At 46.2% G+C, this 24,983-nt stretch carries 15 protein-coding genes; 6 read left to right on the top strand and 9 right to left on the bottom strand.

Going from position 1 to position 24,983, the window contains the following annotated elements; translation table 11 throughout:
* Window positions 1–56: 56 nt before the first annotated feature.
* A complete protein-coding gene (locus QT994_RS14540; RefSeq protein WP_333175668.1) occupies window positions 57–5,747 on the top strand; it encodes an AAA family ATPase in 5,691 nt (1,896 codons plus the stop codon).
* Here the strand turns inward: QT994_RS14540 and QT994_RS14535 are convergent.
* The 3 genes from QT994_RS14535 to QT994_RS14525 are packed head-to-tail and all read right to left on the bottom strand — an operon-like array spanning window position 5,717 to window position 8,775.
* Window positions 5,717–5,920 (bottom strand): hypothetical protein, encoded by a 204-nt coding sequence (locus QT994_RS14535; protein WP_333047696.1) that lies wholly within the window; start codon window positions 5,918–5,920, stop codon window positions 5,717–5,719. The two genes, QT994_RS14540 and QT994_RS14535, sit on opposite strands and share 31 nt — an antisense overlap.
* Window positions 5,921–5,977: 57 nt before the next feature.
* Window positions 5,978–7,726, bottom strand: a complete 1,749-nt coding sequence (locus QT994_RS14530; RefSeq protein ID WP_333047697.1) for an ATP-binding protein — start codon at window positions 7,724–7,726, stop codon at window positions 5,978–5,980.
* Window positions 7,723–8,775, bottom strand: a complete 1,053-nt coding sequence (locus QT994_RS14525) for an ABC transporter substrate-binding protein (protein ID WP_333175667.1) — start codon at window positions 8,773–8,775, stop codon at window positions 7,723–7,725. Before QT994_RS14525 ends, QT994_RS14530 begins: the two co-directional genes overlap by 4 nt.
* Window positions 8,776–9,194: 419 nt before the next feature.
* Here QT994_RS14525 and QT994_RS14520 point away from each other — a divergent pair, with 419 nt between their 5' ends.
* Entirely contained in the window at window positions 9,195–9,350 is a 156-nt protein-coding gene (locus QT994_RS14520) for a hypothetical protein (protein ID WP_333175665.1), read from the top strand.
* A gap of 419 nt (window positions 9,351–9,769) precedes the next feature.
* A complete protein-coding gene (locus tag QT994_RS14515; protein ID WP_445243912.1) occupies window positions 9,770–12,265 on the top strand; it encodes an ATP-binding protein in 2,496 nt (831 codons plus the stop codon).
* Between the two features lie 317 nt (window positions 12,266–12,582).
* Here QT994_RS14515 and QT994_RS14510 read toward each other — a convergent pair whose 3' ends face one another.
* From QT994_RS14510 to QT994_RS14485, 6 genes are all read right to left on the bottom strand, one after another.
* Complete coding sequence (locus QT994_RS14510; protein ID WP_333175661.1) at window positions 12,583–13,599, bottom strand: restriction endonuclease; 1,017 nt, start codon at window positions 13,597–13,599, stop codon at window positions 12,583–12,585.
* 155 nt (window positions 13,600–13,754) lie between these two features.
* Window positions 13,755–15,341, bottom strand: coding sequence for a photosynthetic/respiratory NAD(P)H-quinone oxidoreductase subunit D1 (gene ndhD1, locus QT994_RS14505; protein WP_445243911.1), 1,587 nt, complete (start codon window positions 15,339–15,341; stop codon window positions 13,755–13,757).
* Window positions 15,342–15,511: 170 nt separating this feature from the next.
* Window positions 15,512–16,423 (bottom strand): DUF2167 domain-containing protein, encoded by a 912-nt coding sequence (locus QT994_RS14500; RefSeq protein WP_333045365.1) that lies wholly within the window; start codon window positions 16,421–16,423, stop codon window positions 15,512–15,514.
* A gap of 79 nt (window positions 16,424–16,502) precedes the next feature.
* Entirely contained in the window at window positions 16,503–18,548 is a 2,046-nt protein-coding gene (locus QT994_RS14495; RefSeq protein ID WP_333175726.1) for an NAD(P)H-quinone oxidoreductase subunit 5, read from the bottom strand.
* A 358-nt stretch (window positions 18,549–18,906) separates the two neighbouring features.
* Window positions 18,907–19,284: a thioredoxin family protein gene (locus QT994_RS14490; protein WP_006635621.1), complete on the bottom strand. Its 378-nt coding sequence runs from the start codon at window positions 19,282–19,284 to the stop codon at window positions 18,907–18,909.
* 45 nt (window positions 19,285–19,329) lie between these two features.
* Window positions 19,330–20,043 (bottom strand): NnrU family protein, encoded by a 714-nt coding sequence (locus QT994_RS14485; RefSeq protein WP_333175659.1) that lies wholly within the window; start codon window positions 20,041–20,043, stop codon window positions 19,330–19,332.
* 236 nt (window positions 20,044–20,279) lie between these two features.
* Between QT994_RS14485 and QT994_RS14480 the strand changes: the two genes are divergently transcribed.
* The 3 genes from QT994_RS14480 (at window position 20,280) to QT994_RS14470 (ending at window position 24,641) form a co-directional block, all read left to right on the top strand.
* Complete coding sequence (locus QT994_RS14480) at window positions 20,280–21,284, top strand: LysR family transcriptional regulator (RefSeq protein WP_333045363.1); 1,005 nt, start codon at window positions 20,280–20,282, stop codon at window positions 21,282–21,284.
* A 139-nt stretch (window positions 21,285–21,423) separates the two neighbouring features.
* Window positions 21,424–22,884 (top strand): serine/threonine-protein kinase, encoded by a 1,461-nt coding sequence (locus tag QT994_RS14475; RefSeq protein WP_333175657.1) that lies wholly within the window; start codon window positions 21,424–21,426, stop codon window positions 22,882–22,884.
* An 83-nt stretch (window positions 22,885–22,967) separates the two neighbouring features.
* On the top strand, window positions 22,968–24,641 hold the full coding sequence (locus QT994_RS14470) for an asparagine synthase-related protein (protein WP_333175655.1): 1,674 nt from the start codon (window positions 22,968–22,970) through the stop codon (window positions 24,639–24,641).
* Window positions 24,642–24,983 lie beyond the last annotated feature (342 nt).

Genomic DNA, 24,983 nt, shown 5'->3' with positions numbered 1-24,983 from the left:
AGGTTCCCATCCATCAATTCCACACCAGAATAATCGGACTCATAGAAAAAACAAATATGAAAACCACGCTGCCCGGTTACAAACTCTTATCGTTGCCCATTCATGAAGGTGTCAATACAGTTATTTATCGCGGGGTTAGAGAGTCCGACCTAACTCCGCTTATAGTAAAAACCCTCAAAGCCGAGTATCCCACAATAGAAGAAATCGCGCGGTTGAGGCATGAATATAAAATCCTAAAAACTCTGAACATAGCAGGGATTATCAAAGCTCACTCTTTGGAAAAGCATAATAACGGTCTGGCGCTGATATTAGAAGATTTTGGGGGGGACTCCCTGAAGAACCTAATCGCAGCTAAAAACCTTGAAATAAGCGAATTTCTGAGTCTGGCAATTCATTTAGCAGAAACCCTAGCTCAACTGCATGAAAATAAGATTATTCATAAAGATATTAAACCGCAGAATATCATTATCAAACCCAAAACAAATCAAATTAAAATCATCGATTTTAGCATTTCCACGTACTTAGAGCGAGAAAACCAGATTCTCAGCAATCCCAACTTGCTAGAAGGCACTCTCGCCTATATGTCCCCAGAGCAAACTGGGCGGATGAATCGCTCAATTGACTACCGCACTGACTTTTACTCATTAGGTGTCACCTTTTATGAAATTCTGACTGGGAAGCTGCCGCATCAAGCCACGGACCTCCTAGAATTAATTCACTGCCATATCGCTAAAAGACCAGTGCCACCTCATCAGCAAATCGGCGAGATTCCCGAAGCGATTTCTGACATCGTAATGAAATTATTAGCCAAAACTGCGGAAGACAGATACCAAAGCGCTAGGGGACTAAAAGCTGACCTAGAAATGTGCCAGCATCAACTGCAAACGCAGGGAAAAATTGACAACTTTCCCATCGGTAATCGGGATAAATTTGGACAATTTCTCATCCCCCAAAAACTCTATGGGCGCGAGCAAGAAGTAGCCACTTTGATGGCAGCCTTTGAGCGAGTCTCCGGCGGAACCAGCGAAATGATGCTAGTGAGCGGTTACTCAGGGATTGGCAAATCTTCCTTAGTGAATGAAGTTCAAAAACCGATTGTCAGGCAGCGCGGCTATTTTATCTCAGGTAAATTTGACCAATTAAAACGAAATATTCCTTATGCTTCTTTGATTCAAGCCTTTCAGGGCTTGATGCGGCATCTGTTAACAGAAAGTTCGGAAAAACTAGCCATTTGGAAAGAGCAACTCTTAGAAGCTTTAGGCTCAAATGGCCAAGTCATAGTAGATGTCATTCCCGAAGTCGAACTGATTGTGGGCCCTCAAGAAGCTGTTCCGCAAGTGGGGGCATCTGAATCCCAGAATCGCTTTAATCGCGTCTTTAAAGAATTCATTCATGTATTTACTAAACCCTCACACCCCCTCGTCGTCTTTTTGGATGACTTACAGTGGGCAGATTCGGCATCGCTCAAGTTGATTAATCTGCTTATTTGTGACCCGGACAGCCAATATTTACTGCTGATGGGAGCCTATCGAGATAACGAAGTCAGTCCGACGCATCCGTTGATGCTGACGTTAGATGAGATTCACAAGAATGGGGCGGTTGTAAATAATATCACTCTCCGTCCTTTGGATATTGGGAACGTCAGCTTACTGGTAGCGCATACCCTAAAGGAGTCTTCCGCTCCGAGAAACCGGGTTTCTGAATTGTCCGAGCTACTGTTCAATAAAACCCAGGGCAATCCTTTCTTCTTGACTCAGATGTTCGCTACTCTGTACCAAGAAAAACTATTGACCTTTGATTTTAGTGCTGGGTGCTGGCAGTGGTCATTAAACGAAATTCAAGCGGTAGGAATCACTGATTATAATGTCGTAGAACTGATTGCCAGAAATATTCAAAAACTCCCGGAAAAGACGCAGGAGGTCTTAAAATTAGCCGCCTGCATTGGAGACAAGTTTAATTTAGAGGTTCTGGCTATTGTCAATGAAAAATCTCAGTCGGAAACGGCGACTGATTTGTGGGGCGGACTTCAGGCTGGCTTGGTTTTGCCCCTAAACGAAGCCTACAAAATCCCTCTTGTTTTTAACTCCGATGAAATGAGCAGAGAAGCAGATCACAGGATAGCTCCAGATTCTCCTCTGCTATCAGGCTCACCTGCCTCTTTGCCTTGCAGCCATCACGCCCCTATCGCTTACAAATTTCTCCATGACAGGGTGCAGCAAGCGGCGTATTCTCTTATTCCCGAATCTCAGAAACAACAGACGCATTTGAAAATTGGTGAACTGCTATTGGAGCATACTCCAGCAGAGGAGATTGAAGAAAATATCTTTGAGATTGTCAATCAGTTAAATGTTGGGGCTGACTTCATCACCCATCAGGCAAAAAAAGATCGTCTAGCCAGATTAAATTTGATAGCAGGCAAAAAAGCTAAGGCAGCAACAGCTTATGAAACTGCCGCCAGACAACTACGGGTGGGGCTAGAACTCCTAAGAGAAGATAGCTGGGAAACTCAGTATGACCTGACGTTTTCTCTGTATGTGGAAACAGCGGCGGTGGAATTTCTAAATATCAACTTCGAGCGAGCAAGAATACTTTCTGAGGCAGCTCTCAAACACGCTAAAACTCTGCTTGAAAAAGTAAAAGTTTATGAAATCCAAATGCAGTTTTATACCCAGCAAAACCAGATGCAGGTCGCGTTCGATATTGCGCTGCAAGTTCTCGGTATGCTGGGCGTCTCCCTTTGTCCAGAACCTCCACAAGAGATGAATACGGAGGCATTAGCTTCTCTGCCCGAAATGACGGATCTCAATAAGCGAGTGGCTATGGGGATATTATTGAAATCCGCTCCTCTTGCTTTTCATGTGGCTCCTGCCTTACTTCCACAAGTTCCATTTACAATGATTCATCTGTGTATCCAATATGGTAATTCACCCCAAGCTGCTTCGGGGTATGCGGTTTATGGCATGATTTTGTGCTGGCATCTGGGTGAAATTGAGGCGGGATATCGCTTTGGGCAACTAGGTTTAAATTTGTTGGATCGATTTGATGCCAAAGAACTGAAATCTTACGTCTATGTAGTTTTTAATGCTCACATTAGACACTGGAAAGAGCATGGAAAAGAAACCTTAGTACCATTAATTGAAGGCATCAAAAGTGGTTTAGAAACTGGAGATTTAGACGATGTTGGCTATAGTTGTATTTACTATTGCGATCATATATTTTTTACTGGCCAACCGTTAGAGTTTGTGGATCAGAAGCAGGCGCACTATCTTGATTTACTGCTGAAACTTCAACAAGATTCGCATCTTCCTTATTTGAAAATATGGAGAGTAATGGTATTACAATTACTTGCAGCCCCTGAAGAAAAATATACGGTCAAGGGCGAAGCTTTGAATGAAGATGAACTCCTGCAACAGTCAATTGCTGACAATAAACATATGTTTGTTTTTGTGGCTCACTTGACAAAACTGATTCGATTTTACTTGTTGAAAGATTACGCTCAGTCAGTGAAAAATGCCAGCGAAGCAGAAAAATATAAAGAAGGTGCACCGGCGCTGATGAGTGGTGCGGAACACAATTTCTACTATTCTCTAGCCCTCCTTGGTCAATATCCCCAAGTTTCCAGCAGCGAACAAGAAGAATTCTTGAAGCAAGTGGCTAAAAATCAGGAAAAAATGCAGGAATGGGCTATACATGGGCCGATGAATTATCAACACAAGTACGAGTTAGTGGAGGCAGAGAAAGCGCGAGTCTTGGGAAAAATTGGCAAAGCGATGGAGTATTATGACGCCAGCATTCAAGGAGCCAGAGAACAGGGATACATTCAGGAAGAAGCCCTAGCTAATGAACGGGCAGCCGAGTTTTATTTCTCTCGCGGTCGGGAGAAGATAGCGGAGATTTATTTGACGGATGCTTACTATGGCTATATTCGCTGGGGAGCGAAGGCCAAAGTGAAAGATTTATCAGAACAATATCCTGAATTCTTCTGGCGACTACTGGCTAAAGAAGCCCCCACCCTCGACGTATCACGGACAACTAGCGCGACGACTACGGGGAGTTTTGCGGCACTGGATTTCGCCTCTGTGATGAAATCTTCTCAAGCTATTTCTGGCGAAATTGTTCTGGAAAGCCTGCTTTCTAAGTTATTGAAAATTGCGATCGAGAATGCTGGGGCTGAAAAAAGTTACTTCATTTTAGAAAAAGATGGTCAACTGGTGGTAGAAGGCACGGCAAGCATAGATAATAATGAGGTAGTAGTGCTGCAATCCACGCCGATAGAAACGAGTCATAAACTGCCCTTATCTCTCCTCAATTATGTGGCTAGAACTCAGAAGAATGTGGTTTTAAATGATGCAAGTCAGGAGGGAATTTTTACCAGGGATAGCTATATCGTTAACGCCCAACCGCAGTCGATTTTATGTATGCCTGTTGTCCATAAAGGAAAGCTTATTGGTCTGCTTTACTTGGAAAATAATCTGACAACGAGTGCGTTTACGGACGATCGCCTGGAAGTTTTAACCGTGCTCTGTTCTCAAGCAGCGATTTCTCTGGAAAATGCCCGACTATATGCCAATTTGTCTGAGGCGACGGACAACCTGAAACAAGCCAATGAGCAATTAGAAGATTACAGCCGGACTTTAGAACATAAAGTGGAAGAGAGGACGCAGGAATTACAGGAAAAAAATCTGCTGCTGAGCCAGGAAATTCGCGATCGCGTGCAGATAGAGCAAGCTCTGCGACAATCAGAAGCGCTATTAAAAAAACAAGCCGAACAACTAGAGCTTTCTTTCCAAGAGCTCAAGCGCACCCAGACCCAGCTCATTCAGACTGAGAAAATGTCCTCCCTGGGACAGATGGTGGCTGGAGTGGCCCACGAAATCAATAACCCTATTAACTTCATATATGGCAACCTGACTCACGTCAGGACATACAGTGAAAACATACTAGGACTGGTGAAACTCTATCAGGAACAATACCCCCATCCCACAGCAACGATTGTTGAGGATATTGAGGAAATCGAATTAGAGTTTTTGATGGAAGACTTACCCAAAGTGCTCGATTCGATGAAGGTGGGGGCAGACCGAATTCGCGAAATAGTCCTCTCTCTGCGAAACTTCTCGCGACTGGATGAAGCGGAAATGAAAGAGGTCGATATCCATGAGGGGATTGATAACACCCTATTGATTTTGCAGCATCGACTGCAAGCCAAATTAGACCAGTCTGCTATTCAAATAATTAAAGAGTACGGCCCGCTGCCGCTGGTGGAGTGCTATGCCGGCCAACTGAACCAGGTGTTTGTAAATTTACTGGCGAATGCGATTGACACTCTCCACGATCAAAGGGGGCCGCGGACGATCGCAATTCGCACTTCAGTGAGGTATGGGGAAGAAGAAAAATCCCCGATTTCCAATCCCCCCCTTGCCGAAAGCTCTACAGTTTCTTCGGCTGAGGTGGATTCCCACAACCTCGCCCCCACCCGGAAAGCTGCCCAATTTGTTGTGATTCGCATTTGCGACAATGGTCCGGGTATGACAGAGGAAGTGAAGGGACGGGTGTTCGACCCCTTCTTCACGACGAAACCCGTAGGGAAGGGCACCGGTTTGGGGCTGTCAATCAGCTACCAGATTGTGGTAGAAAAACACCGCGGACAGTTGAAGTGTGTTTCTCATCCCGGTCAGGGGGCAGAGTTCATCATTCAGATTCCTATTCGACAGGACTATCAAAAATTGGCTTTGCAAAGCCAAACCTGATGAGTAGTTTTTGTTGGTATTTCTTGTAGTCCTAAAGAGATAATGATACAGCGGTTCCCGCTGTAAGTAGCGTAGGTTTTACCAGTAGTATGGCCACCACAAATAATTGTTAGGTCGCCAAGGGTCAATTCTGCTTGCTTTAAAACACCAAGATTTTTGAGTTTTACTTTCATCAATATTTGGCTAAAATGACAACTTACGATTTCATTTTACAGTATTAGAAGGATTAATTATACCGAAACTTTCCCCATCGTCAACTCCTGCTGCTTAACAGGAATACAAATCTCAAACTCGGTCCCTTTTTCTGGCGTTGAAAAACACCTCAGCGTCCCACCATGTTTTTCAGTAATAATCTGATAACTAATCGCCATTCCCATTCCGGTTCCCTTCCCTACAGGCTTTGTTGTAAAAAATGGATTGAATATCTGTGTTTGAATTGATTCTGGAATTCCATTGCCATTATCGGCGATCGCAATTTTAACCCACTGCGAATATACCACCGAGGTACAAATGGTAATACAACATGGGTGCTTCTCGATCGAGCAAGCTACCCGTTGAATATTTATTTCTTCCAGTGCATCAATAGCGTTTGCCAAAACATTCATAAATACTTGGTTAAGTTGTCCGGCATAACACTCAACTAGCGGTAAATCACCATAGTCTCGAATGACTTTAATTTCTGGATGTTCTAGTCGCGCTTTGAGACGATGTTGCAAAATTAACAGCGTGCTATCAATTCCTTCATGGATATCAACTTCTTTAAAATCTGACTCATCCATTCGGGAAAAATTGCGGAGTGACAGCACAATCTGGCGAATGCGATCGGTACCAATTCTCATTGAACTCAAAATTTTAGGTAAATCATCTTGCAAAAAATCCAGGTCAATATTTTCTGCTTCTTTCTCAATTTCGCCAATTGGGTTTGGATAATGCTTTTGATATAAGTGTACCAAATTTAATATAGTGTCAGCATAATATTGTACATGAATTAGATTGCTATGAATGAACCCGACCGGATTGTTAATTTCATGGGCTACTCCTGCAACTAATTGCCCCAAGGATGAGATTTTTTCTGTCTGAATCAGTTGGGTTTGCGTTCGTTTTAAAGTCTCAATTGCCTGCTCAAGCTGCTGAGATTTGTCTCGTTCTCTGGCTTCGCTATCGCGTAAGGTGACTTCTATTTGTTTCCGTTGAGCTATTTCTGCGGTGAGTTGCGCGTGGATTTCCAATTGTCGGAATACTTCTTCAAATGTGCTAGCCAAAAATTGAATTTCGTTAGCGGGAATCGTCTTTGGCATAGGAAAGATGCCAGTTTTTTTACTGTGGGAAACTGCTTCTGTCAAATCCCGCAAAGGTTGCAATACATTCTTCTGAAGGAGTATCCCCATGATTAACAAAATTGTGATGATGCCAACTAGCAATAACAATGTTGAGGTAATGAAAGTTCTGTGGGCAGCTTGCTTCATTTGGTTGAGATCGAGTAGCGCGATCGCCACTCCCCGTCGTTGAGATGTGCCAAATAAGGTACTGCTAAAAGGCAGAATTTGTGCGATCGCAGGCTTGCCATCTAGTACGATATCGTAGGTGACTTCGACGCTTGTGGTTGCCGCTTGGTCGATCGCTTGCGCCAGTTGCGGATAGATCGAAGTGTATGGCCCATTAGTCGTATTCTGAGGACTGCGGGCGATCGCCATTCCAGATGGATCGACAATCGCAATTTCCAGCACACCCGGCATCGTGGCAAAATTTTGCACAACCCGTCGCAGAATGCTTTTATTCTCTAACTCTAGTAAGCCTTCTGTAGAAAACTCCAGAGATTGTGTAATCGATTGAGCCCGGTTATGAACTTGCGTTTCTAAGTCAGACTGCATCAGCCGATAGTTGAGTCCGAGGGTTGCCAGTCCAACAGTGGCGATCGACAACCCAACGCTAACTAGCAAGCGCTGGGACAAACTATGGGGACGCAACCATTTGGTCATAATTGCCACTCCTTGATCGCTGTAGTTACCAGCTCAGTATTAATCTCCACATCCTGACGCGGTATCCGTCCGGCACGGGGGTCAGATTTTAATAGTTCAGCCATTTGAGCGATGGCCTCTGACAAGCGACCAGACTTAAACATCTGTTTTTGCATAGCAATATCACCCTTTTTCAGACCAGCGTAATCTTTAGCAAAAGCCTCACCCTTCTGTCCCAGGTTTTGAGCAACTTTTTGAAACACGACATTAGGCTTTGTTTCCACCGCACTCATAATATCCAACCAAGCAAGGATAAATTGCTTCAATTCAGCTTTCTTTGTGGGAGTAATAGCTGACCTAGAAACCAACGTATCAATAACTAAACTATCAACTTCCTGAGTGGTAAAAATAATATTCCCCTTGATTGCTTGGGCAGTTTCGCCTAGAAGTGGTTGCCAGATCACGGCGGCATCTAAACGTCCCTGCTGCATCACCTCAACCGCTGTTTCGTTAGAAATATCTTCAATCTTGACCTCTTCGGGTTTAATCTGGTGCAACTTGAGGGCTTCTAATAAAATCAGATGATTCACTGTTCCGAGTTTCGCTCCGACTCTTTTACCGCGAAGGTTTGCCACTGACTTGATTGCAGGTTGAGCAACAATACCATCAGCCCCATGAGAAATATTTGTTACCATCAGCACCGCAGGCTTGTCACTACCCGAATCAGACTGCACCACATCCCACAAAGAGACAAAAGTCGCGTCTAGAGTACCGCGCAGCATGGCGCGAGTCGAATCTTGTTGATTCTCAAATCGAATGAGTTGCACGTCCAATCCGCGCTGTTTGAATAAGCCTGCTTCCTGAGCATAAAGTACAATATCAAATCCTGCCCAACTGGTGATGCCAACGCGCAAAGGAGCTAGTGGCTGTGGTGCAAGGCTACAAGCATTCATAATCAGGCTAACCGCCAGTGTCAAAACGCAGAGGACACTGAGCGATCGCCATTTCGTTAAGGTCAACCAATACCTACGCAATAATTGTCTAGTGCCGGTCTGAGCTTTGCCAGTCATCTATGTAGCCTCAACGCTCTTGTTCCTCGATGATAGCAAAAACTTTTCTGGATCTCATTCCCTGAAAAAACGCCTAAAACAAATGTAAAATAAAACTCTTCTCCTCGCTTATAATTCATTACCAAATCCAACCAAAATCAAGAAATCGTCACTGATTCCCGCACATAAGAATTCCCCGATTCATCTGTCGGCAAATATAGTTAGAACTTCTACACAAGGCCGATATTACGATGCGAATCGCTTCCGGGAGTTGAGGGGTTCGTTGCTCTGGCGGTTCTGGGGACGCTGCAATCAACAGTTTATTCACAGAGGAAAATTCCGTCCAATATTGCGATCGGTAACGATATCAGCCGGATGAGTATGCTTGCCAGCCTCAACGAATTCCCCCCAACCCCATTTTTAAACTGGATTGGGGGGTTTTGTTGCTATCTTTTTTGCCTATTAGAGCGCGATCGAATCAAAACTTGCTCGGCGCGATCGCCCTTTCCAAAGATCGCACTCTCGGTATAACAATAAGGATAGAAACCCGCAAGTGCGATCGCACGCTCATGGAAGAGCGATCGATCTACGGGTAATTTTGAAGTATTGGGTATTGAGTATTGCGATCGCTAGCTAACGGCATATTAAACAAAGTGAAAAGACTCTATTGAGTCCGTTTCAACTGAAATATTGCACCCTTCTGGCTTAACAGGCTTTTCGACCTGTTCCACAAAAAGTAAGTGAATTTTATTGTGGGGTGGGCAGGAGATACCGCCCGTGAAAGGCTTCTTGCAACTGGTGCAAAATCTCACTTGCAACGAGTTGTTTTGCTCAAGAGTGCGATTGCTAGCAACCTCAACTGATTACGCCTCAATCTTTCACCGCTACATCAGATCGAGCTTACAATTTTCAGCCCGAGAAGGAAACACTAGGTAGGTGTTTTTTCTGGGCTGTAAAAATTGCGATTGTATCACAATAGGATGACCCCTATCTGCTTGTTATGGAAATAGATCCTGTGCCATTTCTAAATCGCCTCCGGCGTACCATGTCCTCTGCAGAAGCTTGGGGGTTTAGTGTGGTTGGATATCTGATGTGGTTTGCCTTAGCGCCGTCGATGCAAGCAGGAATTGGCTCCGCATCGCTGTTGGTCTGGATTCCTGGTGTTATCGTCGGAATTCTGCTTAACCTTCAAGTTCAGAGTTTGGGTGAGAAATATCCAGATGTATCTGGGGGAACACCAAATTACATCACGCGATTGCTCCATCGTTACCCTGCCCTTTCCCGCTATTTGGGGATTGCCTACTACTTGGGGTGGGTTTCCTTTCCGCCCATTAATGCGATCGTCATCACAGATTTGATCCAATTCCATTTAGCACCGATGGGGCTGAATATTCCAGAAAAAGTGTTTGAGATCGGTTTTACTGCGATCGCTTACTTTGTAGCATTCAGTGGCACCCGCGCCGTCGCCATTCTGCACCTCTTTTTTGTGTTTCCTTCGATCGGCTTTTTACTCCTCTTCTGCGTTCAGGGTTTAGGCTGGCTTGCCTTTTCGCCCCAAAGCCCCGGACTCTTGCCCACCAGCATTGATGCCATCAGTGTCCAGGACTGGCTGAAATGGTTCTTGTTTGCCGCTTATAGCTTTTATGGCTGTGACACAGCTTCATCCTTTGTAGCAGACAGTCTCCACCCAAAAGACACCCTTAAGGCGCTGTCTTGGGTTGCCTGGTTCATGCCTCTGGTGTTTGTCGGTGGCACTTTAGTGTTGGTGCAGTTGGCAACCGCTGCCGGTTTAGAAGGCAATTTGTACGGCAAATTCCTGGTGGCTGCCAAGCCTTTCTGGGGAGACGCTGCCCCTGTCATAGTCACTTTGCTGGTTGCGGCTAGCTGTTTGTTGGGATCGGCGACTAGCGTTTGCAATACGCCCCGCATCCTTTTCCAACTCGCGCAGGATGGGCTGTTGTCTCCCGTGTTTGGCGCAGTGTCCCGTCGGGGTGCCCTAGAACCCGCGCTGTTGCTAACCTTTGTATGTAGTTTAGGATTTTTAGTATGGGGCAACACCACTCAAATTGTCGTGGTGTCAGGGGTGAGTTTTTTCATTTCTATTATGGGGTTGCACTTGGGGCTGTGGATGCAGCGCAACGATCCAGTCGTGCGTTGGGGGCGACTATCCTTAGCATTGCTGGTGGTGGAGTTCATTTCCCTGGTGGTGGGTGGTTTTGCCTGGGGATGGATGGATTTTTGTCTCGGATTGCTGTTGCCGTTAGCAGTGATAGCTATCGACGCTGCGGTTCTGCGGATTCCTTGGGCATTTTTGCATTTACCGTGGTGGGATAGACTGCATACCAAGCCAGTAACTCCTCCTAAAAACGAAGACTTTGTGGTGCTTCAGGTCGCAATTTTGATTGCGCTGATTTGTGGTGCAGCGGCGATCAGTTGGCTCATCCGCTCTTGGCTGCGGGTAGAAGCCGGAACCCACAATCCCTATCTGCTGATTATTGTGTTGATGACGCTGGCATTTGTGGGAGTAGCGATTGCTTGCTGGACAACTCTACCCCAGGTTGCTGCGATCGAAGAACTAGCAATCTCCTCGACGGCGCAAGCTAAAGAACTGGAGACAACCCTAAACGAACTAAAAAAAGCCCAGATGCAAGTTATCCAAAGCGAAAAAATGTCTAGCTTGGGACAGTTGGTTGCGGGAATTGCCCATGAAATTAATAACCCCGTCAACTTCATCCACGGTAATCTCACCCACCTGGACGAATATACCCAAAATCTGCTGCAGATGATAGAACTCTATCAACAGCGCCATCCCAGCAACGATCCAGACGTGCAAGCAATGGCAGAGGAAATCGATTTGGAATTCCTCACTGAAGATATCCAAAAGATAATTTCATCTATAAGGGTAGGAACCGAGCGAATTCGCGGTATTGTCGTCTCGTTGCGAAACTTTTCTCGCATGGATGAAGCAGACTTCAAAGATGTTGATATTCATGAGGGAATTGAAAGTACATTGCTGATTTTGCAACACCGACTCAAAGATAAACCAGAGAGTCCAGGCGTGGTAACGATCAAAGACTATGGCACATTGCCCAAGGTGGAATGTTTCCCCGGACAACTCAATCAGGTATTCATGAATATTTTGGTCAATGCCCTGGATGCCCTAGATGAGATGAATAGCAAACGCTCCTATCAGGAGCTTAAAGACACCCCGAACCAGATTACGATTCGGACTTCTGCGATCGACAATCAATGGGTGGAGGTGGCGATCGCTGACAACGGAATCGGTATGACAGACCGAGTGAAGCAGCGCATTTTTGATCCCTTTTTCACGACCAAAGCCATCGGTAAAGGTACAGGTTTGGGAATGTCGATTAGTTATCAAATCATTACTGAAAAACATCGCGGTAACATCCAGTGTTTTTCTACACCTGGCTCAGGCACCGAGTTTGTGATTCAGATACCCATTCGGCAACAGATAATTTCAGGATTCCCGATCGCTGCTGAATCTTAACCACTTCGCGTTCAGTGCAGCCCTCAAAGAATCTGAGGCGGTACAATAATCAATCAAGGTGTCAATTACCCCCAACTGCTCGATCTGAAGCCGTAAGAATCTTAGAAGCGCGATCGCCCTTAACAAAGATCGCACTCTTCGCAGAATAATTAGGCTAGAAACTAAGAGAGCGATCGCAATACCGGAATGAAGGGCGATCGACCAAATGGTAATTTTGAAGTATTGGGTATTGCGATCTCAGCAGGATGAGTTCCTGAAAATTCTCAACTCCACCTTCAACGACCTCGATACAGTCGGCCTACAACGGGCTTGTTATATCAACTCCCAGAATTGCATAATTTAATTAACTCACAAGTTATTTGATTGCCAAGATTCAGCGTTTCATGAACTTTTTCTTTCAGCTTATTGAAGTCCGTAGAGGATTTTTCCGTTAAATCAAATACCTCTTTCAGGTCTGAGTCTGTGTAGAAGCAACTTGCCAAAGGGTGTAAAGGCTTTGTATTAAATCCGAAAATCCCACCCTTAGAATCTATATACATGGGTTTTGAATTCACCAATTCAATTCTATATCTCAAGGCAAGTAGACTTTTGCATCTACTCTCAATATCATCCAATTGGTGGTAAAATTTTTGAACTTTTGACATTAACTCTATACTACTTCTAGCAAGAAGTAAACGAGACGATTCTTCTCGCCATACGCCGCGATTTTTACTAAAGCATGATTGCCATTTTTTCGATAAAGCATCTTGATTTTGATTAAGAAGTTCCTGAAGTAAGTTGCAGTCTTGCTGTATTTCCAAGCTCAAAAGACAATGAATAGATGCAACCTGCTCACTACTTATAGATTTCTCTTGATTGCTAAATATCTGTTCCCACTCAGAATAATACTTCTTGAGTAAATCACGATTATTGGGCTCTGCCAAGTCATTGCATATATCTTCCCAAAACACTATATAGACAGGGAACTTATTTTCTAATCTACGCTTTTCATTTAAAGACCGGACAAAATCTTGAAGCTTTGCATCTCTTGATGCCGTAGTTGCAATAATGTACTCACTGAGTGGAGGTGAAAAGCATTCTGCTTTGACAATCTCTGCCTGGATTATTTTCTTGGTTAGCTTGTTATCCTCAACTCGTTTACACTGAACACCTATATACTTGTCGGAACTGTTTTGCCGACCATAAATATCAATACCATTTTGTGCCTGTCCACTTCTGCCATATCTCTGTGCCTGATTGTCGTGCCATTTTCGTTGATAAATTTCCCATGTAATATCCTCAAATTCATCCCAAGATTTAGGTTTTGGTAAATGACTTGTGGAAGGTGTCGGCATGGCTGCTAATGTAATGTTTTTAACAGAGACTCCACTAGGATAGCACAACCACCAAATAATTCAGTTTCGATCGCCCCACCGAAAAAAAAAATAGAAAACCCCCAAACTCTATCTTTCTAAGATTTTGGGGGTTTTCTTCCTAACTCCCGTTCAAATTACAACTTACTCGGCTCGATCGCCGGAGCACGCAGAGACAGAGTTTTATCCGCAGCAGCCTTAGCCACAAGCGACGGCACAGAATCGCGCAACTTAGCCGTCAACTGTACAGTAGTCGCATCATAAACCTGAGTCAGCATCTTCGGATACAAACCAATGCCAATAATCGGCACCAACAGAGCCGCAATAATAAACACTTCTCGCGGTTCCGCATCCACCAATTCTTCGTGATCGGACAATTCCTTATTCTCAGGCCCGTAGAAGATTTCGCGCAGCATCGACAGCAGATAAATCGGAGTCAAAATCACCCCGACAGCAGCTAGAAATACCACACAAACTTTAAACACAGGATTGTAAGCATCGCTCGTTGCAAAACCTACAAACACCATCAATTCTGCTACAAAACCGCTCATTCCCGGCAAAGCCAAAGAAGCCATAGAACAAGCAGTCCACATCGCAAAAACCTTACGCATTTTCTGCCCGACACCGCCCATTTCGTCGAGCATGAGCGTGTGAGTGCGATCGTAAGTGCATCCTACCATGAAGAACAAACTCGCCCCTATTAAACCGTGGGAAACCATTTGCAGCATTGCACCGCTCATTCCCAAATCAGTAAACGAAGCTATCCCAATCAGCACAAACCCCATGTGCGAAATCGAAGAATAAGCAATTTTCCGCTTCAAATTTCGCTGAGCAAAAGAAGTTAATGCCGCGTAAACAATGTTAACCACACCCAAAATTACCAAGATGGGCGCGAAGGTAGCGTGAGCATCTGGGAGCATTCCCGCATTCATCCGCAGTAAAGCGTAACCGCCCATTTTTAGCAGAATTCCTGCTAGCAACATATGGGCGGGTGCGGTTGCTTCCCCGTGAGCGTCAGGGAGCCAAGTGTGCAGCGGAAAAATTGGCAGTTTGACGCCGTAAGCTATTAAGAAACCTGTATACAGGATCAATTCTACATTGGGGGCATAATCTTTAGCTGCGATCGCCCGCATATCAAAAGTCACCGTATCGCCGTAAAACGCCATCGTCAGCCCGCCAAGCAAAATAAACAGCGAACCGCCTGCGGTGTACAGGATAAACTTAGTTGCTGCGTAAAGGCGCTTCTTGCCGCCCCAGATTGACAAAATCAGGTAAATGGGTACTAATTCCAGTTCCCAAACTAGGAAAAACAGCAACATATCTTGCACGGCAAAAACTGCTATTTGCCCGCCGTACATTGTCAACATCAAAAAGTAAAATAGCTTCGGTTTAAATGTGACCGGCCAAGCCGCTAAAGTAGCCAGAGTAGTAATAAAACCAGTCAGCAAAATCAGCGGCATCGACAAACCATCAGCACCAACCGACCAATTTAAATCGAGTTGCTGCACCCAAGTATAGCTTTCTACCAGTTGCAAGTCTGGATTGCTGAAGTCGTACTGAGTATAAAAAGCGTAAACAAGTAGGGCAAAATCGATCAAACCCACAATTAGGGCATACCACCGCACCGTCTTGCCATCCTTATCGGGAATCAAAGGAATCAGCAGGGACGCAGCAATGGGAAACAGAATTGTTGTTGTTAACCAGGGAAAGTTAGCTGTATCCATTGTGTTCTAAAATCAACTCTCAACTATCACATTTAGACATCTTTTTGGCATTATAACCTAAACTTTATACTTTATTTAGATTAAAGCACAAATAAGCTGTTGAGGATTTAAACGACACTACCTAAGCAAGCAAGGTACTTGCACTCTTCGTGTATCAAGTTCAATAGTTTTCACTTTTTATCAGTCGCTCCCTCCTCAGAATTATCTTGAGGCTTTTGACCACCAAATAGCTTTTTGAAAAGCCCACCTAACCCTATAATCAAGAAGATCCAAATTTTTTTCAAGGCTACAACAAAGAACAGTAAAACTTTGGCAAAAACTCCGGTTTTGACTGCTGCTGCTCCTACACCGCCAGCAATGAGAGCCGTTAGACCAATCTCAGCCACCTTATCAGTACCTTGAATAAAGTCACTGTATTTATTCCCAGTCACATAGTCGTAATTAGCAACAAGTTTTTCGATTTCTGGTTTCAACAGTGGCAGTTCTGTAGGAGATGTGACTAGAGTAATCGAAGTCACTCCACCACGACCTAGTTTGCGGGTGTTGTAGTTCACCACTGGATTGCCATTTTCGGTAGCGAAAAGTGCCCATACCAAGTTATGCGAAGCTTGATCGTAATGAGGTACTTCTTGCCAACCAGTAATTACAAGAGAGGGTAAACCTTTTGATTGTCGCTGTTTGTTTTCTTCTTCTGTTCCAGTTTTAATGCTTTCAAGAATAGCCTTTGAATCAATAGATTGAGACTCATCCTCTTTAACATAGCCAAGTGGGTCATAGCTGAACACAACAAACCAATCTTTGTTAGGAGTGTTGGGAACTACTAAACCAATGTCCTGTTTTGAGGGAATATTTCCCATATACTCCATCAATTTTGAGGTATCCTCAGCATTGGCAAATAGATATCCTTTAGGTAAATTCAACTGAGCGAGATTGTCCCCCAGGGAAACAATGTGTGGCCCTTCGTTCCAATTCACTTTCGGCGGTGTGGTAGCAGCAACAACTGGTGTAAGGTTTAACGCGATAAATAATCCCAGAAAAAAACCAACGATTAAGCGGAAAGGTGAGTAAATAGCTTTGTCCATGATTGATCTCCTAAATTTCAACCTATGACATTTCAATTGGGAAATGGGAAATGGTAAACCCATTTCCCATTTATTCATCTCAACTCATGCCAGAAACGATCGCAAAACCCAGAACTGCGACAAACACAATCAGGGCATAAAATTGAGCGCGACCGCTCTCAAAGTATTTCAAACCTTCGCCCGTAACCAGGGTGATAAGCCCTGTTAAGTTGACTACACCATCGACGACTCGCAAATCCACTTCCATGACTTGCCGCGCCAAACGGCGGCTGCCTTTGACAAAGAGAAAGTCGTTGATATCGTCGAGATACCACTTGTTGAGGGAGAACTCGTAAAGCGGTTTGATTTTTTGGGCGATCGCACTTGCGTCAATTTTACGGCTCAAATACATCAGAGAAGCCAAAGTAATGCCCAGCAAAGCAATACCTACAGAGCTTCCACCCATAATCAAAAATTCCGTCAAATTGAACTCAGCAGCGTGTTGCAAAACTTCTTCCAGAGACTCGCCTGGAGCGCGAACAAACTGCTCGAAATAATTGGCAAACGGCGTACCGAGAAAACCGATAAACACAGAAGGTACTGCCAGCAAGACTAACGGCAGAGCCATTGTCAGAGGAGATTCGTGAGGCAAATGGTCGTGCTCATCGTGACTTTCGCCAGTTGATGCCAATTCCTTAACGTTCATCGCTCCGGGGCCGAAAACCAAACCCGGTTGCAGAAGTTGCTGTTTGATAGCGTTGTTATTGCCCCGGAATTCGCCCTCAAAGGTGCTGAAATACATCCGGAACATATAAAACGCGGTCATCCCGGCTGTCAGCCAGCTAACAGCCCACAGAGCGGGATTTGCTGCGAAGGCGCTGGCGAGAATTTCGTCTTTTGACCAAAAACCAGCAAACGGCGGAATTCCGCAGATTGCCAAATTTCCGATTAAAAAGCAAGCAGAGGTAATGGGCATATATTTCCGCAAGCCGCCCATGACTCGCATATCTTGAGCGAGTGCAGGGTTGTGGCCTACAACTGCTTCCATACCGTGAATCACTGAACCTGAACACAGGAACAGCATTGCTTTGAAGTAAGCGTGAGTCATCAAGTGGAAAAGTCCGGCACTGTAAGCGCCGACGCCCATTGCCATCACCATGTAGCCGAGTTGGGAGATGGTGGAGTAGGCGAGGCCTTTTTTTATGTCATTTTGGGTAATCGCGATCGAAGCTCCCATAAATGCCGTAAAACAGCCGGTGCAGGCGATCAAATTCATGACTGCCGGCAGCCCTTCAAACACCGGGTACATCCGAGCGATCAGGAATACGCCGGCGGCTACCATTGTCGCGGCGTGGATTAATGCCGAAATCGGTGTCGGGCCTTCCATTGCGTCTGGTAGCCAGACGTGGAGGGGGAATTGAGCGGATTTGGCTGCTGGCCCCAAAAATATCAGGACGCCGAAGATTGTCGCCAGAGTCGCCGAAAGAGCACCGGATTCGACTAAAGAGTGGAGACGTTCGCCCATCACATCAAATTCAAAGCTGCCGGTGGCCCAGTAAATGCCGAGGATGCCCAGCAGCAGGCCGAAGTCGCCGACGCGGTTGGTGACAAAAGCTTTTTGGCAAGCGTCAGCAGCGGGTTTGCGATCGTACCAAAATCCGACTAACAGGTATGAACACATACCTACGAGTTCCCAAAAAATGTAAATCTGAACGATGTTCGGGCTGATTACCAGACCCAACATCGACGCGCTGAAGATGCTGAGGTAGGCGTAAAAGCGCACGTACCCGTCATCGTGCGCCATGTAGCCGTCGGTGTAAATCATCACCAAAAAGGCGACCGTGGTTACGATCGCCAGCATCACCGCCGTCAGGGGGTCAATGATATAGCCCATATTCAGCGAGAAGTCGCCAGCAGAAGCCCACTGAATAGTGCGGGTGTAGGGTGCGTGACCCTGTAGTTGACTCCACAGCAAAGCGAAAGAGAGTACCATTGACCCTCCCAGTGCGGAGAGGATTAATATCGCATTCGCCTGTCGGAGTTTGTTGGTTGCCTGGTTAAACGTGATTAAGCCTAGACCTACTAGCATTGCGCCTGCCAGTGGCAGGACTGGAATCAGCCAAGCGTATTGATAAAGCAGTTCCATGACTGATAGGTAATTTAAAGTTTCTACTAGATATTGCCACAATTCTTTACAAATTGTGGCACACGGCTGCGCGACTGGGCCAAAATACTTGATCCAATTCTTTAAGTATTGCTATACCCGAGTGCAATAGCGAGCGAGACGATCGCACTACTTTTTCATCGCGAACGAGACGATCGCAATAAACGCCGAAAATTATTCCCGTGCAAACGAAAACTATACGACAAATCTCACAGTCCTGTGCGTTCAAGACGGCGAGATTTATTTTGGTGTCAGATTTGAGGTAAAAATGGGGAAAGCCTTCTGCTTTCTACATAAAAGCCGAAGGTCTTCTAAACAAGAGCCGAATGCCTTGGAACCGTTACCTGTTGGCTACTTCCTGAAGTTGCAGCCGTTGAGATGGGGAAGCTACGTGAGCCGCGAGCATCCAGGAATCCAGAGTTCGCCGCAGTTCCTCCCGCCCTTGGTAGTCTTCCAATCTAAATCGAACTTTATCGCCCTCAAACAAAATCAGCGTGGGCAGACTTGTCAGCCGGTAAGTGTGGGCCAACTTGAAACATTGATCGGCATTCACGCCAACCAGCTTGACTTTTTCTGCCCACTGTGCTTCAAACGTCTTAAGCGTGGGATCGATCGCGCGGCACAAACCGCACCAAGGAGCCGAAAAGTGAACTAAAACGGGGGTAGAGGCTTGAAACACCTCTTGTGCAAAAGTGCGTTCGCTAACCGACAACACCATGAGCCCTCAAAATTTAATAATTTTTTTTCTATTCTAGGGATCATGCTACCAGTATATGTTCCTAGTTACACGCATCAAAAAAGGATGAATTTTCCACAGCAGGCCTGTAAAAATGACTACACCCACGTAGGAAGGGCGCAGAAACTCAAGCAAATCAAGGGTTTGACGCTTTTGTAGGATTGCCAAAAAAGGAATTATTGAGGTTCGAGATTTGATGGTTTCAAAGGATTCTCCAAAACGAGCCTGAAGCCGGCTGTCGCCGTGCCACACTCCGAACAGGTGGTGAAGTACCAAACCGATGGAAGTAACGAGGGTAAAGCTAGTGCCAATCCACAGGGTGTGGGCCACGCACCAAATCACCTGTCCCACCATTTGCGGGTGACGGGTGATGCGAATGATGCCAGTTTCGTAGAGGTGAACTTGGGGCTTTTGGACGGCGGCAATTTCTAGGAGGTTGAAAGTTGCTGGGTACAGAAACAGAAAAGAAATTGCCGAAAGTATCCAAACTGCGGGTTTAACTCCGGGTAATCCCTGTACTTGCCAAAGCTGTACGCCGTCGTAGCGGTGGTTGAAAAAGTAGACAATCAGAATGACGGCTAGCGGCAAACTGACAAGGGCAAACAAAACGCGATAAAGTCTCGGCCCGATCAGCTTTTCACCTTTGGGCCGGAGGGCTGCTAAACCGCTGTGGGCGATCGCAAAAACCAGTAACAGGCCCAGAATAACTAAGTGGGAGTCGAGCGCCAAGTCGATCGTCATTGCAAATATTAAGAAAAGTTATTGATTCTCGGCCAATTTGTGTCACAAAGTATCTATGGGAGCATTCAGCGGTTATCAGTCAGTTAACTGTTCACTGTTCGCTGTTGACTATTGACTGTTCGCTGTTCGCTGTTGACTGTTCGCTGTTGACTGTTCGCTGTTTGCTGTTCGCTGCCTACAGTCAACCGTCAACCGTCAACTGAAAACTGAAAACTGACAACTGACAATTTAGATATATGTCTGACCTTCCTTTCACTTTAGACCAGTTACGCATTCTCAAGGCGATCGCCTCTGAAGGAAGCTTCAAACGCGCCGCGGACAGCCTCTATGTATCCCAGCCAGCAGTTAGCTTGCAGGTGCAAAACTTAGAGAGACAATTGGACGTGCCGCTGTTTGACCGGGGGGGGCGGCGGGCGCAACTGACCGAAGCCGGACACCTGCTGCTGAGTTACGGCGAGAAAATTTTATCGCTTTGCCAGGAAACTTGTCGAGCTCTGGAAGACTTGCAAAACCTCCAAGGCGGTACTTTGATCGTCGGCGCTTCTCAAACAACGGGGACGTATTTGCTTCCCCGGATGATCGGAATGTTTCGCCAAAAGTACCCGGATGTAGCAGTACAGCTTCACGTTCACTCGACCCGCCGCACGGCGTGGAGTGTGGCCAACGGGCAAATCGATTTGGCAATTGTTGGCGGAGAAATTCCTACCGAACTTGTAGAAGCTTTAGAAATTGTTCCTTACGCTGAGGACGAATTAGCTCTGATTCTCCCTCCGTCTCACCCGATGGTACAACAAGAAACTATCCAAAAAGAAGACCTTTACAAATTGCAGTTTATATCCCTCGATTCGCAGTCTACTATCCGCAAAGTAATCGATCAGGTACTGACTCGCTGCGGCATAGACACGCGCCGCTTGAAAATAGAGATGGAACTAAATTCGATCGAAGCAATTAAAAATGCCGTTCAGTCGGGGCTGGGCGCTGCTTTTGTGTCCGTTTCGGCGATCGAAAAAGAGTTACTCATGGGCGTTTTGCACAAATCTCAAATGGACGAAGTTGTAGTAACTCGCATTTTGTCGCTGATTTACAACCCCAACCGCTACCGTTCTAAAGCAGCAGAGGCTTTCAGCAATGAAATTTTGCCCCAGTTTGCTACTTATTCGACCATCCTGGAGAAGAAAGAACCCCCGGCGCTCGATTTGGGATTCATAGAAATAGGAACTCCCAACTCGGCGGGAAGTTAATCTCTTAGGTCGCTTGCAGTTAGCAGTTCGCGGTTAGTTGAGAAATCGAAATCTGGTTTAACCACCTCTTTTTCTTCCTTCTTCCCTTTTCCTTCTTCCCTCTTCCTTCTTCCCTCTTCCTTCTTCTTAGCAAACAAAAATGGAAGTTTACTGCACCCGACCGGGCTGCCCGCGCCCTCAAAACTATTTTCCCGACCTCGATGACAGTTCCCTGCTGAAAACCGTGCAGCAAAAGTTTTGCACCGCTTGCGGGATGCCCATGATTTTGAGCGGCCGCTATTTGCCCGTGAGGTTGTTGGGTCAAGGCGGTTTTGGGGCGGCTTTTTTGGCCAGAGACCGCTATACTCCGGCGATGCGGCAGTGCGTTGCTAAACTTTTGCAGCCGTCGGTAAGTCTGACTCCGACACAGCTAAAAATCGCTCAAACTCTGTTTGAACGGGAAGCGGCGGTGCTGGAAGAACTCGGAAACGAACATTCGCAAATTCCGAGTTTGTTGGCGTTTTTTGAGCTGACTGTTATGAGTTTGCAGGCGGGTAAAAATGATCAGTTTTTCTATTTGGTTCAAGAATTTATTGACGGTGAAAATTTGGAGGATGAACTTGCTGTAAAAGGTAAGTTTTCGGAGGCAGAAACGATGGAGGTACTGCGGGAAATTTTGAAGGTTCTCGATTTTGTGCACTCTCGCGGCTCGATTCACCGGGATATTAAACCTGCTAATATTATGCGGGGTAAAAATGGTCGGCTTTATTTATTAGATTTTGGGGCTGTTAAACAGGTAACGCAAACTGCAGGCACTTCTAAAGCTTCGACTGGTATTTATTCTTTGGGTTACGCTCCGCCAGAACAGATGAATGGACAAGAGGTTTATCCAGCAACGGATTTTTATGCTTTGGCTGTGACTTGCATTACCTTGCTCAGCGGTTTGCAGCCGACGGAATTGTTTGATAGTTATCAAAATGAGTGGAATTGGCGATCGCGGGTGCAGGTAAGTTCGCGTTTGGCTCACGTTCTCGATCGAATGTTGTTGCCGGCTCCCAGTCAGCGCTTTCAATCTGCCGCCGAGGTGGAAGCGGCTCTGAAATACAATTCTCAACAGCCTACGATGGTCGTGCAGCCCCCGGCAGTAAGGACTCCGACTCCCCTACAGACTCAGCCGCAGCCACCGACTCAGCAGGCTCCTGTGCCTGTTCCCGCGACTCCTCCGGGAAATCTGCAATCTGGGCAGAGACGGGCTTTTTCGATTTGGGATATTTTGGGAGGGGCGGCGTTTACGGGTTTTGAGGGGGGGGTGCTGGCGATCGCCCTGACGAGTTTGCTGCCCTCTCCAGGCTTGAGTATCGGATTGTTGGGGATGATTGTGGCGGGTTTGATTTACGGCCAGTACCGCAGGGCGATCGAACAAACTGAGATGTTGATTATTGGCGCAGGTACTCTGGCTTTGCTGTGGTTTTTCCCGGCTTTGCAGACGGCGGCACTTGCGATTTATCCGAATTCTCCAATCACTGGTGTGTTGTTTGTGGGATGGTTGGGTGCTTTGGGTGCGATCGCTGGAACAGCTATTTTTCGCTTGATTTATAAGTTACTTTCAAACGTTTTTTAATGTAATAGTCATCTCCAGAAAAGCCTGTTTTGAACAGGCAAGATGGCTGTTCCACAATAATTATGGGAGATGTCTAATTTAAAATGCAGACTCAGAAGTCTATCTACCCTAATTGGGTCATTGCTTGGGGCTCCGCAGCCCGATCGCACCCTGCAACTTGGGAGACTTCCGGTTTTGCCATAATCGGAGGTGAACCCACCTTCAGCCCCAATCAGCGATTTGTACTCGTAGGTGACTGCTGCTTCGATCGCACTCCAATGCTCAAACAACAGATTGATACCGAGGGATTGACCGATTTGGCGATCGTCGGGCGGCTATGGGAACAGTACGGTACTAAAACACTGAGCTTGCTCTCAGGACAATTTGCCCTTGCCGTGTGGGATCGAGAGGAGAAAACCTTGTGTCTGGGGCGCGATCGCGTCGGAGCCAAAACCCTCTATTACACCCGTGCAGGAACGACTCGCTGGATCGCGCCTCGACTGCGATCGCTCAATCCGTATCACGATCGAGAACTGGATTTAGTTGCTTTGCGCGACTACTTGTGCTGTGCGTTTGTACCCGGAGCACAAACGCTGTGGGAAGCGGTGCGAGAGTTGCGGCCCGGTAGCTACCTGTACTTACCGGATATTGAGGCGCACAGATACTGGCAGCCACAGGAGCAAATTACTAACGCCGATCGCCCTTTGGAATGGCATAGTCAACAAGTGCGATCGCTTTTGGAACAACTGGTGCAGGAAGCGCTACCAGCGGGAGAACCAGTCGCAGCATATCTTTCGGGCGGTATTGATTCAAGTTGCGTCGCGGCGATCGCCACAAGGCTGCACGATCGCCCGGTGCACACTTTTTCGATGCACTTTGGCGCTCAATATCCCAGCGAGATTGAATTTGCCAACATCGTCGCAGCACATTGTGGCACTGATCACCACATTTTGGAAGTTTCGCCAAAGCAAATTTGGGAGTTGCTACCGGAAACGCTGGCGGCGATGGATGATCCGGTGGGGGAAGGCTTGACGGTTCCCAATTTGCTGCTGGGGCGATCGGCAAAGCAATTCGCAGACGTGGTACTCAATGGCGAAGGTGGCGATCCGTGCTTTGGCGGGCCGAAAAATAAGCCGATGCTGCTGAATAGTTTGTACGGTTCGGTTCAGGTTAAAGCCGATCCGATCGCAGCTTACTTGACTTCGTTTCAAAAATGCTATGTGGATTTACCACGTTTGCTGAAGCCGGAGGTTTGGGAAAAGGTGAAGAATGCGCCTTCCGTCTTTGCTGAGGAATTGCAACAGACAGAAACGACGTTTTTGAATCGGCTGATGCGGCTCAACATTGAGTTTAAAGGAGCCGATTACATTTTGACCAAGGTGAATAATCTCACGGCTGCGGCTGGACTAAAAGCTCGATCGCCTTTGTTTGATTCGCGGATGGTGGCACTAAGTTTGCAAATTCCCCCAGAATATAAGCTTTCGGGGGCGCAGGAAAAAGCGGTTCTCAAAGCTGCGGTGGCGGATTTGCTGCCCGATGTCATTGTCAACCGTCCGAAAAGCGGGATGGTGATGTCGATGCAGCAGTGGTTTTTGAGGGATTGGCAGCGGCAAGCGCGATCGTTGCTGCTGAATCGTCATGCGGCGATCGCGCCTTACCTCGATCAAACACTAATTCGCGAGTGGCTAAACTATCGTGGCGAAGTTTTTCCCCGCTATGGGCTGAAGTTGTGGCTGCTGGTGACCCTGGAAAGTTGGTTACAAGTGAATCGCCGTTAGTTATCCAAAATTAGGACTCTGCGCCGTGCCTTTCGTCATTTCAAATTCAGCACTTGACTCCCAAATTTTTCAATCGACAGTAGCATTTTCCCTATGCGGTTTTTGCTCTTGCTTATAGAATCGATTTTACATCTTTTAGGCTGCTCCCCTTTTAATCATTAGCGTAATAATATGAATTTCGGTTGTATTGGAATGATTAAAACCCAGAGGGCGCAGAGGATACAGAGAAACGGGAGAGACAAATGAATCATTCCGATGCCAACGGATTTTATAGTCATTTCAAATAAAAAAGAGACACTATTGAGCGCAGTAGGCACAGATGAGTTCATCTAAAGATGTGCC

The organism is Microcoleus sp. S13_B4 (genome assembly GCF_036700885.1).
Lineage (GTDB): Bacteria > Cyanobacteriota > Cyanobacteriia > Cyanobacteriales > Microcoleaceae > Microcoleus.
Note: the sequence above shows the minus strand (reverse complement) of the source record. Positions and strands in the feature narration are given on the sequence as shown.

Excerpts from the sequence above, each read along its gene's own strand:
- QT994_RS14540 (WP_333175668.1), top strand. The coding sequence starts at position 57 with ATGAAAACCACGCTGCCCGGTTACAAACTCTTATCGTTGCCCATTCAT.
- QT994_RS14535 (WP_333047696.1), bottom strand. The coding sequence starts at position 5,920 with ATGAAAGTAAAACTCAAAAATCTTGGTGTTTTAAAGCAAGCAGAATTG.
- QT994_RS14530 (WP_333047697.1), bottom strand. The coding sequence starts at position 7,726 with ATGACCAAATGGTTGCGTCCCCATAGTTTGTCCCAGCGCTTGCTAGTT.
- QT994_RS14525 (WP_333175667.1), bottom strand. The coding sequence starts at position 8,775 with ATGACTGGCAAAGCTCAGACCGGCACTAGACAATTATTGCGTAGGTAT.
- QT994_RS14510 (WP_333175661.1), bottom strand. The coding sequence starts at position 13,599 with ATGCCGACACCTTCCACAAGTCATTTACCAAAACCTAAATCTTGGGAT.
- ndhD1 (WP_445243911.1), bottom strand. The coding sequence starts at position 15,341 with ATGGATACAGCTAACTTTCCCTGGTTAACAACAACAATTCTGTTTCCC.
- QT994_RS14500 (WP_333045365.1), bottom strand. The coding sequence starts at position 16,423 with ATGGACAAAGCTATTTACTCACCTTTCCGCTTAATCGTTGGTTTTTTT.
- QT994_RS14495 (WP_333175726.1), bottom strand. The coding sequence starts at position 18,548 with ATGGAACTGCTTTATCAATACGCTTGGCTGATTCCAGTCCTGCCACTG.
- QT994_RS14490 (WP_006635621.1), bottom strand. The coding sequence starts at position 19,284 with ATGGTGTTGTCGGTTAGCGAACGCACTTTTGCACAAGAGGTGTTTCAA.
- QT994_RS14485 (WP_333175659.1), bottom strand. The coding sequence starts at position 20,043 with ATGACGATCGACTTGGCGCTCGACTCCCACTTAGTTATTCTGGGCCTG.
- QT994_RS14480 (WP_333045363.1), top strand. The coding sequence starts at position 20,280 with ATGTCTGACCTTCCTTTCACTTTAGACCAGTTACGCATTCTCAAGGCG.
- QT994_RS14475 (WP_333175657.1), top strand. The coding sequence starts at position 21,424 with ATGGAAGTTTACTGCACCCGACCGGGCTGCCCGCGCCCTCAAAACTAT.
- QT994_RS14470 (WP_333175655.1), top strand. The coding sequence starts at position 22,968 with ATGCAGACTCAGAAGTCTATCTACCCTAATTGGGTCATTGCTTGGGGC.